Raw genomic sequence first — 15,446 nt, 5'->3', positions numbered from 1 at the left:
ATACCGAGAAGTGTTTAGGTGGAGATGAGGGGACTCGAACCCCTTACCTCGACAGTGCGATTGTCGCGCTCTACCAGATGAGCTACATCCCCTTGACGGTTTAGATATTACCACACTGTACTCATCTTGTAAACCCTTTTTATCAACAAATTTACAGACAATCGCCAGATTTAGAAAATTTCGCTTGTTCGCTTGCACTCATCTGACCTCTCGCGCCTGCGGCGCTCGCCTGGTAAAGGGTGTAGGTTCAGGTGGGCAGTCGCAGCCTGCCCACCTGAACCTACACCCTTTACCAGAAAGAACTACATTACCAGGGGATGCTAGCCTGGAAGGTGCCGAGATCGCTGCGTCCATCGACGCGGATGCGCAGGAGGACCTGGGGGGTCAGGCTATTTTGGAAGATGCCTGTTTCGCCGGGATCGGTGGTTGAGCCAACATATCCAAGGGAGGTCAGCAGGTTGACGATAGCCGCGCGAAGAGCCAGGCTCCCATGGCGAAATGGTTCACCCGAGGGATAGCAGAACTGCTGAATGGGAATATGGAGATGCTGTTGCAGGCTTGCGCGTGAGTCTTGCAGTTCTTTCTGTGCCTGGGCGTGCGAGGCCAGGTAGATATTGCCGATATCCACATGACTGATGGTGTGCGAACCAATTTGCATGCCGCCAAGGAGCATCTCCTGGAGCTGATTCCAGCTTGCCTGACCCTTCCAGCCGACCTTGCCGGTGATAATATAAAACATTCCGCTAAAGCCATTCTGGCGGAGAAGCCGGTAGGCATTGGTGTAGGCGTCATCGTAGCCATCATCAAAGGTCAGGATCACGGGATTGGAAGGCAGTGGACCATTATAATACAGGGCATCGAAGAGCTGATTAAAGGTGATGGTATGGGCCTTGCGTGATTTGAGATAGGCCAGGTGTGCGCTTAGCATTTTGGTTGATACGGTCAGGCTCTTCTCCAGAATGGTCTGGGTGGGAGCGTCTGAAATATGGTGGTACATCATGATAGGCACCTTGACATCGTGAGAGATTGGATGTAAAGGGGGGAGAATCGGGGCCTCAAGGTCCACTGGGCCGCCGTTGAGCACCTGCCAGAGAGTTGCATCAGTGCGCGAGAGATACATGGGAATGTTGCTATATAGCGCCTCTGGGTGAAGGATATCGGGATCGACGGTGCTGAGTTTCTGTGCTGCTTGCCGTGTCTCTAGCGTTGGCTTGATCTGGAGTGTGACGGGAACCATGGCCACATCTTTGTATTCCCGCATCGTTTCAGGATTTACCCATGAGGAGAGGGCGCTCTCCTGTCCCAGCGTGTAGCCCGCGATGGTGTAGCCCTGGAAGCGTTTCTGCCAGTACTGCGCGTAAGTGTTTTGGTCGGGCCAGGTGGTCTGGACCTGGGGATGCAGCAGGCTCCACATGCCTGGATAATCATGCTGCAAGAATTTTTGTAGGTACAGTCCCGCGGTCTTGCTGGCTACGGACGTACGTGTCGGTGATACCGCAGGCTTATGGAGAACCTTTGGTGTGGGAGGAGGCGCGCTGCTCTTGAAGTATGCGCTATAGATCCAGAGTCCCGACGAGGTCAGGAAGAGTGTCACAGACAACGCCACCAGCATCCAGGCTACAATGAGGCGTTTGTTTCTACCTGTATCGAGTGTGCTATACATAGGAAAGACTGACTGCTTTCTTTGGAACCTATGAGGAAGGAAGCCCTTCTTCTTTGCCTAAAACCAGTATAGTAGCTTTCTGATAGCGTATATTGAGGAAATTAACTCTATATTAAAGATGGTGGCGATAGGCCAAATGGATGAGTTGTCGAACGCGAAAAAAGCGGTGGCATCCATCAAATGGGTGCCACCGCTTGATAAGTTGGCTTTTGGAACGCAAGCTTTGTCAGCTAGCGCACGCGCGCGGGCTGTTTAGGACCGATGTGAATGGGACGTCCCTCCACGGCCAGGACGGCCTCGCGAATGCCTTCGCTCAGCGTTGGATGGGGGTGAATGGTCTCGATGATCTCATCAACGGTAAGTTCACCACGCATCGCAATAGAGAACTCGCTGATGAGGTTAGTGGCGTCGGGACCGATGATGTGTGCTCCCAGAATCTCACCGTACTTGCCGCGAATGACCTTGGTAAAGCCATCGGTCTCGCCAATCGCGACGGCCTTGCCAATCGCGACCCATGGGAAGCGCTCGACGCGAGCCTCGGGATCCTTCTCCTTCGCCTGGGCCTCGGTCAGGCCGACAAAGGCAATCTCAGGGAAGGTGTAGATGGGATTGGGGACGACATCGTAGTTCATGCTAGAATCGTGTCCCATGGCGTTGTCGGCAGCTGTCTCACCCTCGGCTGAGGCTACGTGAGCCAGACCCGCTCCCTTGGTCAGGTCGCCAATGGCATAGATGCCAGGCAGGTTGGTCTCCATCTTCTCATTGACGCGTACGCGACCACGATCCATGTCCAGGCCCTGCTCGATCAGATGCTCAAGACCGCCAGTGCTGGTGCGGCGGCTTACAGCCATCAAGACATACTCGCCGCTAAAGGTCTGCTCGCCCTTGTCACTGGTGGTTTTGACCTGCTTCAGCTTGCTGTCATCCTCGATGCTCTCGACTTTTGCATTGGTCACGATATTGATGCCGCGCTTGCTCAGAATGCGAACGAGGAGGCGGCGTACCTCTTCGTCGACGGGTGCCAGCACATTGGGAAGCATCTCAAGAACTGTCACTTTACTGCCGATGGCATTGAACATACAGGCCAGCTCAATGCCGATCACGCCACCACCAACGCAGATGACGCTCTCGGGGACGGCGGGCAGATTCCAGCAGGTATCGCTATTGATGACGTTGCGTCCGTCGATGCCGGGCATAGGAGGCATAAGGGGAACGGAGCCAGTGGCAAGAATGATTTTCTCGGCCTGAAACTCTTCGTGTGAGCCATTGCCCTTCTGAACTGAGACCCGGCGTGAGGCATCTATAATGCCCAGGCCATCATAGACATCGATATTATTGGCTTTCATTAAGCTGCCGACGCCACTGGTCATGCGTTTGACGACTTTATCTTTGAATGCGACGGCCTTGGGCATATGAAAGGTAGGAGCCTGGCCCAGTTCGATGCCCAGATCTCCCACGCTCTCCATGCTATGGAGCACCTCGGCCACGTGGAGCATGGCCTTGGAGGGGATACAACCCACATTCAGGCACGTGCCACCCATGTATTGCTTCTCCACGATGGCTACTTTCGCGCCGAGTTGTGCGGCGCGGATGGCGGCAACGTAGCCACCAGGTCCTGCACCAATCACCGCTACATCATAGTGTTTATCAGACATTGGTTTCTCCTGCTATTTGAAAGAATATCTTTAATGCTGAGCGTTGTTGCATCAACAGAAGACCTTCATGAAAGCGCTCCAGAGGGAGGCGATGACTAATAAGTTCGGCAACACGCACCTCGCGTGTGCTCAGAAGATCGAGCGCAATGCGTAGATCTTCGGGTGAAGAAGAATAGGTGCTCAGTAGGGTAAGCTCGCGTTGATAGACCAGCTCTGGCTCAAAGGGAACGGTACCCGCATGGGCGGCAAAGATATGCAGCGCTCCGCCTGCGCGCAGACTGGCAAGCCCCTGCTGAAATGGCTGCATCCCAGGCACAGTGAGGAACACAGTATCTGCACCTCTTCCCGCGGTCAGGGGCGAGAGCAGATTACGCAAACCCTCTGGCTCTGAAGGGGCGTGAAATACCTCGTCAGCGCCCAATGTGCGCGCACGCTGCAAACGTTCGTCAAGCAGGTCAACGCCATACACCCGGCAATTCAAGCCTGCACGCTTGCTTAGAGCCTTGATGACCTGGAGCATGAGTAAGCCAATGGAACCCAGTCCCACGACAAGCAGAGTGTCTCCATCGTGCAGAGGTGTCCTGCGTACCGCGCGCACGCAGCAAGCGAGAGGTTCTGTAAAGGACCCCTCTTCATCACTGAGGGTCGAGGGAAGGACAAGCGTTGCCTGCTGCACATGTGGTGCGGGCACACGAATGTATTCCGCCAGGCCACAGGGATCAATGTTGGATGTCTTAAATGACGCGCACATCGAGACGTTTCCCCTGCGACAGTAGTGACACTCACCACATGGCACATGATGCGCTACGACGACGCGTTCTCCAACGTGAAAGGTATCGACGGCACGCCCTTGCGCAACGATTGTCCCAACCAGTTCGTGTCCAAGAATAACGGGGGCAGGAGCCTGGCGCGTGATTTTGAGGATGTCAGAACCGCACAGGCCACAGCCGTGTACACGTACAAGAAGTTCGTGATCATTAATAGCTGGCACTGGTCGTTGCTCAACTGCAATGTGATCATGGGCGTGGTAAATAACTGCTTTCACATCGATTCCCGGTTGACCGGCCCCTTCTGTGAGAGAATAGCTTCCTGTCAGTATATCACGTTTACGCGCCTGCAGGTATGGCGGCAGATCAATGTGCAGGGCATCCCCGTTCTCCTCTAGCAGTAGCCCTACCTGCCACTTGAGCCTTAAAGAGTAGAGTGTGTGGGTGGAAAACGGGCTTCACCCGTTTTCCACCCACACACTCTATCCCCTGAGCGCCGCAGGCGCAAAGGCGTACCCAGTAAAAGACCTGCATGCCCTGAGGAATGAAGGAAAGGATGGCCTTTTTGGCCTAACAGAGATGCCGAGTCGTGATCATGTATGGTAAGAATCGTATCTATAAGTAAGAGACATACATAACTACTCTATTTCATCGACTTGTCTTGATTACACTCGGGAACGGAAGAGGTTTTGTGGCGATCTCCCTGGTCGTCAGTGTGCTTCACTGCGTGTGCAGGACAGATCTATGAGTACGCATGTTTGACTCAATAGTGGTATATCGATATACAAAAGGACAAACCTATGACAACTACAGGGGAATTGCGTGCAATTATTGAGGACCTGGAGCTGGTAGATATCGGTGATGCTGCCAGTTACCTGGGTGAGGATGTTTGTAGGGAAGAAGATATCACGCTTAATGAGCAGTCAGCCTTGCCCGCACTAAATGATTTTGGATCTTTTTGTGCGTAATTGTTTGCCTGGCTCATGCATTTCGCGATCTGTATGTACCCTTGCTACATAGCGCGATGACCGCATCTCTCACTTATATTCTCAAAAACTAACTATAGTATATATATGAAAGCGCCTGCCTCTCTATTTATGTAAAAGGAATAGGGGGCAGGCTTCTCTTTTGCTATTTAGTAGCGAGCGTTGCTCAGAATTTTGGCGCGTTTATCAGAATGAGGAATGCCGCACTTTTTCAACTGTTTGATGACCTTATCCAGACTGTATTCGACACGTCTGATCTCCGGATCCCATGTTCCATTGCGCCAGTTAAGAATGCCATAGGAGGCGCGAACATCTTCATCGCGTGGCAGCCCACAACTGCCTACATCGAAGAGGAGGAGGGAGTGCCAGCGACGGATATAGGGAATGTGGAGATGCCCAAAGACAAGCGCCCCCACGTTCTGCTCAACGCTCGCTAAAAGTTCAGTAAGCTCCTCATCCTGGGCGTTGGGAAAAATGGCCTGTTCGACATTCTGCGGGTTGGCATGTACAACAAGAATATCGCTGCCATCAGGATTGTGGATACGGTGTGAGAAGGGCAACTGGGCCAGGTAGTCTATTCCCTCACGACCAATCTGCTCACGCGTCCAGGCGATGATATTGCGTTTCTTGGGGCCACTTACCCCGTTGTCGTCAACGACCTCTTTATCCACATTGCCCTGAATAACGGGGCAGTGGAGACCCTGCACGATATCCAGCACCTCTTTAGGGCGCGGCCCATTGAGGCAGAGATCGCCTGCGATAATAATCTGGTCAACCGGAGGCTGGCTATCCAGGTCCTGTAAGACAGCCTCTAGTGCGACCTGGTTGCCGTGTATATCTGAGATAATTGCTATACGCATAGCTATTACGATTCCATTTTTCTGCGCTGGTTCTCTATCCATGAGTTTAACTACATCGAGCTACTACCAGACATTATATCCCACAGTTGTGGGAATATGAGAAGAATATTGTGGGAATTCTTCAGGAGTAAGGAGTGTGTGCATGGAAAACGGGCTTAGCCCGTTTTCCATGCACACACTCCTTACCATAATGGCTTGCGCAGCAAGCCGAGGCGGGACCGGTTGCGCTATAATTACAAACAAAAGTTGGGCGTTTTGTTAAGCGAAGAAGCGAGGACTGGTAGCATGATTCATCGTATTGGCGTTATCTCCGATACACATATGCCTCCACACAAGAAAATTCCCGCTGCTGTCTGGACGCTTTTTGTGGATGTTGAACAGATCATTCATGCGGGAGATCTCTCGACCCTGATAGTTTGGGCCACTCAATACGTCGAGACGATTGAGGCACATTTATTTTATGCATAAAAATAATGTCTGAGTAGGAGCAATCTCTACCCTCAACAATAACCATATCGGTACTGTAAAATCCTTTGTGTAGTGAGGATAATGAATAAAGAGAGATTGCGGAAGATGGAGGAGGAGAAACATGACCATACGCAAAGAGATTCTTGATGAATTGCTCAGAGAGTATACGAACCCTCAAGATATTCTGGGTGAGGGAGGGTTAATCAAGCAATTGACCAAAGCCGTGATTGAACGGTGCCTGGAGTCCGAGCTGGAAACTCATTTGGGATATGGCAAGTATGAGGCCAAAGCGGAGGGAACAACCAACAGCCGCAATGGCAAAAGCCGTAAGACGCTCAAAGGTGAGCAAGGCCACTTGGAACTTGAGATTCCTCGTGATCGTGAAGGCAGTTTTGAGCCACAACTCGTCAAGAAGCACCAGACGCGGCTGGAAGGCTTCAATGACAAGATCTTAAGCCTATATGCCCATGGCCTGACCACGCGTGATATCCAGTCCCAATTGCAAGAGCTGTATGGAGTGGAGGTGTCGCCGACGCTCATGCACCAACGTGACAGATGCGGTGAGCGAGGAGGTTCGCCACTGGCAAGCGCGCCCACTGGAGGCCGTCTATCCCATTGTGTATGTGGATGGATTGGTGATCAAAGTGCGCGAGAACCAGCGGGTGATCAACAAAGCTCTGCACCTGGTCCTGGGGGTGAATCTGCAAGGGCACAAGGAACTGCTGGGGATGTGGATTGCTCAGAGTGAGGGCGCCAAATTCTGGCTCTCTGTCTTTACCGAATTGCAGAGCCGGGGAATCAAGGACATCTTCATTACCTGCATGGATGGGCTCACAGGCCTCCCTGAAGCGGTAGAAACCGTCTTCCCGCAGACACGTGTGCAGTTGTGTATGGTGCATATGGTCCGTAATTCGCTGCGCTATGTCTCACACAAGCATGCCAAGGAGGTAGCCACTGATCTCAAGAGCATCTACAGTGCGGCCACAGAGATAGAAGCTGAACTCAATTTGGAGGCGTTTGCTGAGAAATGGGACGCACAGTATCCCACTATCAGTGCCTCGTGGCGAGCGCGCTGGAGCCGGGTGATTCCACTCTTTGCTTTTTCACAGGATATCCGCAAGGCTATCTACACCACTAACGCTATTGAATCACTCAATATGACACTGCGAAAGATGACACGCAACCGGAGAATTTTCCCTTCCGATGAGTCAGCCTTCAAAGTGATGTACCTGGCTGTGCAGACGGTGTCCAAGAAATGGACCATGCCCATCCGAGAGTGGAAACCAGCTCTCAATCGTTTTGCTATTGAATTCGCAGATCGCTTTCCGCAATGATGACCCAAGTACACAAAGCTCTTTACAGACCCACCATATCTCCATTTCCCACTATCAGCGTCTTTTCTTCTAAGGACCTGGGGCCTGTTTTCCTTTTTATGCCTGCTAAATGTCCCCGCATTTGTATGCTTCTCCATGCTCTATCAGGTAACAACGTCATAAGTTGAGCCTTTGTTGTAGTAGCCCAATTTTCTTTTAATATTGCTTCTTCCTCTGGTGTCCAGTTGCCTTGTTTGCCTCTCTGCCGGGCATAGTATAATTCCTCTGTTCCCCAACCTTCATGTAACCAAGTTACTTGTATTCGTACCCAATGAGTGGACATAATATCTATTACAACTTCTCGTACTACAAAGTTAATGAGTGATTGCCGTTTTGAGAAACGATACTTAGGCCACAGAGCTTCTAGGTCTTGTAGTTCTTCCTCAAGAGAGCCTATATCATTCTCCGCCTCTTCCTCTAACCTTTGCTTATCTTTCATGAGTAACAGGCGCTCCCGTTCAAGGTTTCTCATCTGTTCAATAATTAATTCTTGTAATCGCGTGCTTACTTGTTTCGGGTCAACCTTTGAGCTATTGTCATCTTTGACCGTGCTTAGAGCATTTGCAAGTTTTGTCTGTTTGACTTCAATATCTACAAATGATTGCTCTATTTGTTTGATTTTCTTTTTGCGTCCCTCGCGTATTACCTGAGCTTGTTTTTCGTACTCACTGGTTTCTTTCTGCTCTTTGCTCAGTTCTTGAACATGATACATGAGTCGATTTACAATTTCTGCGTCTACTTCCTCACAAGGTAGGCACATGTAATTCTTTGAGCCTAGTTTAAACGTTTCTGGAGCAAGTATGTATATTGGTCGATCAACAGGTGTGTCACCATCATACTCACCGTGTGCTTCCGTACGAACAGGCCCATCGCTCCATCGTATACGATATTTACATAAGCCATATGTCGCCTGATCGCCTCTGTAAAAATACCGTTTTACCTCCCTTCCCTCTAATAATGTTCCATCGAGGTCGTATTTTGACAAACGGTAGTATGCGAAGAAGAAAAGCTCAAGGTCTATAATCGCTTCATGGCTAGTTATCATATTACCTTGCCTATCGCGTCTGATAACCCCATTTACCGACTGGTATCCTATATAGATAGGATTAGTAAGCATTGATCGAATGGTATTCCCATGCTGAAGAATATAACCGCTAGAACAAGTGCTCCATTTATTAAACTTGTTCACAATGCGACGGTCTATGTGTGGTTCAAAAAAAGGAAAAACAACGGGAGATAGAGCGATTCTTCTGTTTAGCAGCCCTATTTCTCCGCCTACTTCTGCAAATGCTTCAAAGATTTCACCACGTACAATATCAGCGTGGGGAGCGTATGGAATACGCTTCTTAAAAGTTGGGCAGTATTCTGAGTGGTGTGTAAAAAAAAGGTCTGGTATCCTGAACTGGAAAATGTAGTAAAACTGAACCAGGAGGATAGCCATGACCCTTTACGATCACTCTAGCGAAGACATCATCACCCGTCAAGAGGCCTTTGAGCAGCTGGTGAAAGAGCGACTCCAGTACGCCGTTCGCATCGCATTCATCAATGTGCTGGAAGAAGAAGTGACGGCCTTTATTGGAGCCAAGCCGTATGAGCGCAGCCAACACCGTCGAGATCAACGCAACGGACACTACAGCCGTCATCTGGACACCACTGTGGGAGAAATCGCCGATGTGCCCGTTCCTCGCACGCGAGGAGGGTATCACACGCAGTTGTTTGAGCGTTATCATCGCCGCCGCGACGAGCTGGATGGCGCCATGCAAGACATGTTCATCAAAGGAGTGAGCATGGCTCAAGTCGGAGAGATCATCGAGACATTAACCGGTTTGCATCCGAGTGCCTCAACCGTCTCGCGGGTGTTTCATACGCTGCAAGAGGAGTATGAGCAGTGGAAAGCCCGTCCCCTAGCTCAGCGCTATGCCTACGCCTTTGCCGATGGGACCTACTTCACCGTGATCTACCAGAGCGAAGGCTGCAAGATGCCCATCTTGGCGGTGGTGGGCATTGCCATCACCGGAGAGCGAGAAGTGCTGGCTTTTCGCGTGGGGGATCGGGAGAATCAGCAGGCGTGGGAAGATCTCATGGAGGATCTCAAAGCACGAGGAGTCAAGGAAATCGGGCTCTGGATCAGTGATGGCAACCGAGCCATGCTCAATGCCATCACCAAGCACTTCCCGACCGCACAGAGACAACGCTGTGTTCTGCACAAGATGGAGAACGTGCTCAGTTACGTTCCGAGCAAGCAGCGAGAACAGCTTGAACCTGAGCTCAAAGCCCTCTTTTCCCAAGAAAGCCGACAGCAGGCCGATCAAGCCGTGGCTGCTTTCCTTGAGAAGCACCAGAAGGTCTATCCCACCGCGGTAGAGTGCTTGCAGCGGGATCTGGAGGCTTGTCTCACCTTTTACGCCTTTCCGAAGACGCACTGGAAGACCATTCGCACCAACAATGTCAGTGAGCGGCTCTTTGGAGAAGTCAAACGTCGTTCGCACAAGATGGCTGCCGCGTTTCGCAATGAGGGGAGCTGTCTGCTGCTCTTCTATGCCGTCATTCGCGGCTTGACCTTCCACAAGCTCACGATGCCACCAGCATCGCAAGCTCAGCCAGATCTTGTCCTTTTACACAGTACTTGACATACTGCCATGGCATTTTGAGTAGCCTTGATAGCCTGGCTGCTTATACCAGACAAATAGTCTGTAATCTGCTTCGTCGTATTTACCGTACGCGAATTGATATCATTTCCATTAAAATCCTTCTTTTGTAGTACATTCCATGCAACTACTTTGAGTTTATCCAGAAAATTAGGATCTTCGACTATCAAAGTATTGTTATCATCAAGTTTATAACCAAAAATCTTATCTGCGGCAGATCCGGATACTATGCGGTGAAAGGTGGTAACATATCCTGGGCCAAGTACTTCATCAACGAGAGATTCATCAAGTTCTGTCTCCTTCACCTTTTTCGCAATCTCAACTTTAAGAATAGTCTGGCGATCAGTAACCCCTTTTCTAGCACTATAATGCGCTCGCTCTGAATCTCCCCAGCTAACTTCATTATTCGACTTTAGATGTTTGCGCTCAATGATCCTTAGTCCTTCTGATATGTCCTCGGTCACCAGAGCATCTAACTCAAAATTAGTAGTAAGCTTTGCTTGCCTACTGAGCTGTTCAAATTCAGCTCCCAGGTGCTTATTCTGTGTGAGATCAGGTTTCACTAGAAGCTTATAGACTGTTAATCTTCGGTTACCTTCAATGACAATGTTCTTTCCATCTCGGCGTAGTACAACAAGTCTTTCAAGCTGGGGAATATCCAGCTCTGCAACTATCTCCTTTGCTAGCTCAAAAACCTTGAAATCTTTTTTTGATATAAAGTACTCAACTAACTCTTCTTCCGTTTTACGGAAATATTTATCAGGGAAACGTGCGTTCTCATCCCAAAGACTTAATGATTGTAGCGCTAATGCCTCTTTAGACCATTTCAGATCATCCATTTTGTTTGACCTCCCTGTCAAATCAATTGCCGTCTTTGCTCTTTAAGCATGAAATATTCAAAAATTCTTGTAAAATATGGGCCAACTACTGCAACGAGTTTTTCAAGGCCGCAAATGGCAGGCTTATCAGTTTCTGTGTTATTGGTTTGTGAGTATTCAATATTTATTTTATTACACTTGGAGTTAGAGATGTAAAAGTAACGGATAGACTAAAAGCTATAGAACACCCAAAAGAAGTAAAAATAAGGCGTTACTCATAGATATTCTATACTATGTGGAAATCAAACTGAGTACAACGTTAGTAGTGAGAATCAATTTAGTGATAGCTTTATCTGGCTTACCCCGCAACCAGGTTAAACCTGCGGGAGAATCGATCACGTTCGCGGTCTGCTGTCAATGTTAAGCGTTTATTTGTGGATATGCTGAAATGCACGCTATAGAGCGGATTGTAACAATGGATAGACTGAATATCCAAACGATCTGAGTGATAAAATTAAGCTGCTGAGAGAGGCTGAATAATAGAGATAACAATGTAAGATGGAGAAAACGCAAATGATACATCACATTGGGGTCATTTCAGACACACATATCCCGCAATTTAAGCAGTTGCCAGAAGCCGTGTCGGCCCATTTCGCGGAGGTAGAATTAATCATCCACGCTGGCGATTTATCGCGCCTTTCATTAATTGATGAGCTTGAATTCCTAGCGCCTGTCGTGGCGGTACAGGGCAATATCGAATATGAAGAGGTTGTTGAGAAATTGCCGATCAAGCGCGAGGTTGTCGTAGGTCATTGCCGTATTGGCATTGTGCATATTCTAGGAGATACGCATAACAGGGAGAGGATGGCTCGTCAGGAGTTTCCCAACGCCCGCGTCGTTGTCTACGGCCACAGCCACATCCCCTACAACAAAGAATATAATGGGCAATTGTTGTTCAATCCGGGTAGCGCGACGGATCGACGAAAGCAACCGAGGTGCAGTGTTGGGTTGTTGCATGTGGATGATGAGGAGAAGAAGGTATGGGGAGAAATTATTTGGTTGTAGATGGCGAAATAATTTCTATAGCTTCTTTTCAATAGTTCCAGGCTGTCTTGGGCGAGCGAAAACATTATGCACGCAACGCGCAACGCGAGTTTCCCCAGGCGCGAGTGGTGGTCTTTGGCCACAGCCATATTCCATATAATGAGGAGCATGAGGGTCTTCTCTTGTTTAATCCTGGGAGCGCGAATGAGCGGCGTAGTCAGCCTAAACGCAGCGTAGGGATGCTCTCTATTGATGATGAGGCCATGAGTGTGCGCGGGGAGATTTTATGGCTTGAAGAGGAGCCCTAGAGCAGGCCTGAACAATATATCCAGACCTGCTCTGGCTGGGTGGTGTTTGCGCTACTGGCGCGGGCGAATGTAGTCCTGCCCACCCATGTAGGGGCGCAGTGCCTCGGGGATGCGCACGCTGCCGTCTGGCTGCTGGTGATTCTCGATCAGCGGAATCAGGATGCGGGGCGAGGCGATGGCCGTATTATTGAGCGTATGTACGAAGCGGACCTTGCCCTCGGCATCACGGTAGCGAATATTGGCGCGGCGCGCCTGCCAATCGTGGAAGTACGAGCACGAGTGGGTCTCGCGATAGCGATTCTCGCTGGGAACCCAACATTCAATATCGTGCATACCCACCTTGCCATCACCCATATCGCCTGTACAGACATTGACAATACGGTACGGCAGCTCCAGAGCCTGAATGAGCTCCTCCGCGTTGCGCTCAAGCTCCTCAAACCACTGGACCGAGACCGCGGTGTCGGCCTCACAGATAATATACTGCTCTACCTTGTTGAACTGATGAATGCGGAAGACACCGCGCGTATCCTTGCCATAGGTTCCGGCCTCCTGGCGGAAGCAGGGGCTGTACCCTACGTAGGTCAGCGGTAGCTCCTCGGCCTTGAGAATTTCATCCTTGTACATGCCAGTGATCGAGACCTCGGCGGTACCCACCAGGAAGAGGTCCTGCCCTTCGATCTCATAGACCTGGTCGCGCCCCTTGGGAAACTGACCATTGCCGACAAAGGCGAAGTCGCGGGCCATCGAGGGTACGATAATGGGAGTATAGCCCTTGCGCGACAGGCGGTCGAAGGCGAAGTTCATCAGTGCCAACTCCAGACGCGCGGCAGCGCCTTTGAGCGAGTAGCTGCGGCTGCCAGCCACCTTGACGGCGCGTTCAATATCCACCATCTCCAGCTTCTGCATCAGGTCATAATGGTCGAGCGCGGGGAATTCAAAGGTTGGCTTCTCCCCCCAGTACTTAATGGGCACATTGTCGTCTTCATCTTTGCCCACGGGCGTGCTAGGATCGGGAATATTGGGTACGAGCAGGAGCTGCTGATAGCGCTCCTCCTGAAGCTGGGCCAGGAGCGGCTCTTTCTCCTTGATGGCCTCCGAGAGCTGTTTGCCCTGGGCGATATACTGGTTACGCAGCTCGACGTTTTTCTCTTTCGCGGCCTGCTGAATTTTCTTCGAGAGCGCGTTCTGCTGAGCACGGGCCTCCTCGACCTCTTGCTGAAGCGAGACAACGCGCCGATCAAGCTCCAGGAGGGCATTGATATCGATAGGATTATTCTTCAGGCGCGCGGCCTCTTTGACCGCGTCAGTGTTGGTGCGGATAAACGTGAGATCGAGCATGATCTCCTCCTCTATCTATGGCGGCGTATATGCGAACAATAAAAAAACGCCGTGTCCTACAAGGACGACGACGACTTTACAGCGTTATCGTGGTACCACCTTTGTTCGTTCAAGCGAAAGTGAACCTCGTTCTGGCCGGGTAACGGGGGCGAACCGTGAGCGCTCTTCGCGCAGGCTCCTGGGTGGATTTCACCGCTGCTCACTACTGCGTTGCACCGGACCGCAGCTCTCTGAAAGGTGGCGCAGGCTACTTGTCCCAATCATAGCCGTTATGGTATGTCTATGTATTGCCTGGTAAAACAGATCTGTCACCGATTCTATACTTAAATACAAGGGTAACAGTTTGCTTGCGCTTTGTCAAGGTGTGGATTGGCTTAAAGTTTCCACACCTTGACATTGCTGAAACTGGCGTCGATGGGGATGCCTGATTGAACGACGGCCACCCCCAGGCGCCCTGATTTCAGTGTGCTATCGCTGGCACCTCCAAGGAAGGTATCGTTTGCGAAGAGGTAGAAGGTTGTGCCCTGGGCGAGCACGACGAGCTGATTGCTCTGTCCTAGCCCCTGTGTAATGTCCGCGTTGCGCCCATTGAGCAGGTTCTGCCCCGGTCCCGACTCCTGGTAGAGGTCGAGGCTGTAGGTTCCATCCATGCCAATGCTAAAAAAGTAATATTGATTGCCTGTACTGTCGACGCGGAAAAGCAGCCCGGCGCGGTCAGCGTTGCCTGTATTGATGGTGACCTGGGCTGAATAGACGGCATCGGCATAGGTCTTCGCCTGCGAGAGGCAGGGCTGGATATAGCCCCGTTTGGCCACGAAGGCGTGATAACCACTGCTAGTGAAGGCACAACCTGTGGTGCTGCTACCGCCAATATCCCATTTCCCATCACCGGTGCGATCACTTAAGGAATCGTTCAGGTCAGGATCTTTCTTGGTTGCGTCGGTGAGGATGCCTTCGAGTGCGGTCGCCGTGGCGGTCATATCTTCAATGGTTGTGGTCGCCTGTGCCTGATTTTCATCCTGGGCGGTGGCGGTGGCGTTAATATTGGCCTGGACGGTATTAATCGCGTTGGCTGTTCCCTGCGAGCGTGCCTGGGCGGTATTAACGACATTTTGTGTCCACTGTGCCTGTACAGTGGCAAACGCATGCGTGGAATGGCGATAGTCGACGCTGGTACTGTAGATAATAAAGCCGAAGCCACTAACGATCAAGACAGTCGCCAGGGTGAAGATGAGTAGGCGCATCCGATTCTGCAATTGCTGGGCTTTTAGGAGCCGCTGGCGCTTGAGATCTAATTCTACCAGGCGCGCGGCAAAGAGCGTCTCCTGGGGAGAGAGCGTTTCGGACTCAGCGGGCGTCGTTGTGTCAGGGGATGTACTGCCCGGCTGGCTCTCTGTTAGCACGGTCCTGGAATCCTCAGATTGATGCGGAGTTTCGCCTGGTGATAGATGAGGCATGAGTGATAAATATTCCTCCTTATCTTTCGTTGGCGTCGATTTACGCGTCTTGTGAGACGCT

At 50.8% G+C, this 15,446-nt stretch carries 12 protein-coding genes, 1 tRNA gene, 2 pseudogenes and 1 other annotated feature; of the genes and pseudogenes, 6 read left to right on the top strand and 9 right to left on the bottom strand.

All coding sequences use genetic code 11. The annotated features are described in order from the left end of the window. Positions 1-19 precede the first annotated feature (19 nt). The 4 genes from JMJ04_RS05180 to JMJ04_RS05165 form a co-directional block, all read right to left on the bottom strand. Positions 20-92, bottom strand: a tRNA-Ala gene (locus tag JMJ04_RS05180). 215 nt (positions 93-307) lie between these two features. After that, the gene (locus tag JMJ04_RS05175) at positions 308-1,663 is read right to left on the bottom strand and encodes a polysaccharide deacetylase family protein (protein WP_201369477.1); all 1,356 of its coding nucleotides are present in this window, start codon (positions 1,661-1,663) and stop codon (positions 308-310) included. A 230-nt stretch (positions 1,664-1,893) separates the two neighbouring features. Further along, positions 1,894-3,318, bottom strand: a complete 1,425-nt coding sequence (gene lpdA / locus JMJ04_RS05170; protein ID WP_201369476.1) for a dihydrolipoyl dehydrogenase — start codon at positions 3,316-3,318, stop codon at positions 1,894-1,896. Next, positions 3,311-4,363 carry an alcohol dehydrogenase catalytic domain-containing protein gene (locus JMJ04_RS05165; protein ID WP_201369475.1) on the bottom strand — a complete coding sequence of 351 codons (1,053 nt, stop codon included), beginning with the start codon at positions 4,361-4,363 and terminating at the stop codon, positions 3,311-3,313. Before JMJ04_RS05165 ends, lpdA begins: the two co-directional genes overlap by 8 nt. Positions 4,364-4,885: 522 nt before the next feature. Here JMJ04_RS05165 and JMJ04_RS05160 point away from each other — a divergent pair. After that, positions 4,886-5,053: a hypothetical protein gene (locus JMJ04_RS05160; protein WP_201369474.1), complete on the top strand. Its 168-nt coding sequence runs from the start codon at positions 4,886-4,888 to the stop codon at positions 5,051-5,053. Between the two features lie 167 nt (positions 5,054-5,220). Here JMJ04_RS05160 and JMJ04_RS05155 read toward each other — a convergent pair whose 3' ends face one another. Further along, the gene (locus JMJ04_RS05155) at positions 5,221-5,931 is read right to left on the bottom strand and encodes a metallophosphoesterase family protein (RefSeq protein WP_201369473.1); all 711 of its coding nucleotides are present in this window, start codon (positions 5,929-5,931) and stop codon (positions 5,221-5,223) included. Between the two features lie 285 nt (positions 5,932-6,216). On the opposite strand from JMJ04_RS05155, the gene JMJ04_RS05150 reads away from it, so the two are divergent. Both JMJ04_RS05150 and JMJ04_RS05145 read left to right on the top strand, forming a co-directional pair. After that, on the top strand, positions 6,217-6,399 hold the full coding sequence (locus JMJ04_RS05150; RefSeq protein ID WP_201369472.1) for a metallophosphoesterase family protein: 183 nt from the start codon (positions 6,217-6,219) through the stop codon (positions 6,397-6,399). 121 nt (positions 6,400-6,520) lie between these two features. After that, positions 6,521-7,733: pseudogene (locus JMJ04_RS05145) on the top strand (IS256 family transposase). Between the two features lie 1,030 nt (positions 7,734-8,763). Here JMJ04_RS05145 and JMJ04_RS48595 read toward each other — a convergent pair. Then, a pseudogene (locus JMJ04_RS48595) lies at positions 8,764-9,213 on the bottom strand (recombinase family protein); the annotation flags it as partial. Between JMJ04_RS48595 and JMJ04_RS05135 the strand changes: the two are divergent. Continuing rightward, entirely contained in the window at positions 9,212-10,402 is a 1,191-nt protein-coding gene (locus tag JMJ04_RS05135) for an IS256 family transposase (RefSeq protein WP_201369470.1), read from the top strand. The pseudogene JMJ04_RS48595 and the gene JMJ04_RS05135 overlap by 2 nt on opposite strands. On the opposite strand, the gene JMJ04_RS05130 is transcribed toward JMJ04_RS05135, so the two are convergent. Next, positions 10,369-11,259 (bottom strand): hypothetical protein, encoded by an 891-nt coding sequence (locus JMJ04_RS05130; protein ID WP_201369469.1) that lies wholly within the window; start codon positions 11,257-11,259, stop codon positions 10,369-10,371. The genes JMJ04_RS05135 and JMJ04_RS05130 overlap by 34 nt on opposite strands. A 552-nt stretch (positions 11,260-11,811) precedes the next feature. Between JMJ04_RS05130 and JMJ04_RS05125 the strand changes: the two genes are divergently transcribed. Both JMJ04_RS05125 and JMJ04_RS05120 read left to right on the top strand, forming a co-directional pair. Next, a complete protein-coding gene (locus JMJ04_RS05125) occupies positions 11,812-12,303 on the top strand; it encodes a metallophosphoesterase family protein (protein ID WP_201369468.1) in 492 nt (163 codons plus the stop codon). Between the two features lie 47 nt (positions 12,304-12,350). Continuing rightward, a complete protein-coding gene (locus tag JMJ04_RS05120) occupies positions 12,351-12,590 on the top strand; it encodes a metallophosphoesterase family protein (RefSeq protein WP_201369467.1) in 240 nt (79 codons plus the stop codon). 51 nt (positions 12,591-12,641) lie between these two features. On the opposite strand, the gene serS is transcribed toward JMJ04_RS05120, so the two are convergent. Then, a complete protein-coding gene (gene serS / locus JMJ04_RS05115; protein ID WP_201369466.1) occupies positions 12,642-13,928 on the bottom strand; it encodes a serine--tRNA ligase in 1,287 nt (428 codons plus the stop codon). A gap of 57 nt (positions 13,929-13,985) precedes the next feature. Next, positions 13,986-14,201 (bottom strand) — a binding site (T-box leader). A gap of 101 nt (positions 14,202-14,302) precedes the next feature. After that, positions 14,303-15,385, bottom strand: a complete 1,083-nt coding sequence (locus tag JMJ04_RS05110) for a hypothetical protein (RefSeq protein ID WP_201369465.1) — start codon at positions 15,383-15,385, stop codon at positions 14,303-14,305. Positions 15,386-15,446 lie beyond the last annotated feature (61 nt).

It is taken from the genome of Ktedonobacter robiniae, assembly GCF_016587375.1.
Taxonomy (GTDB): domain Bacteria; phylum Chloroflexota; class Ktedonobacteria; order Ktedonobacterales; family Ktedonobacteraceae; genus Ktedonobacter; species Ktedonobacter robiniae.
Note: the sequence above shows the minus strand (reverse complement) of the source record. Positions and strands in the feature narration are given on the sequence as shown.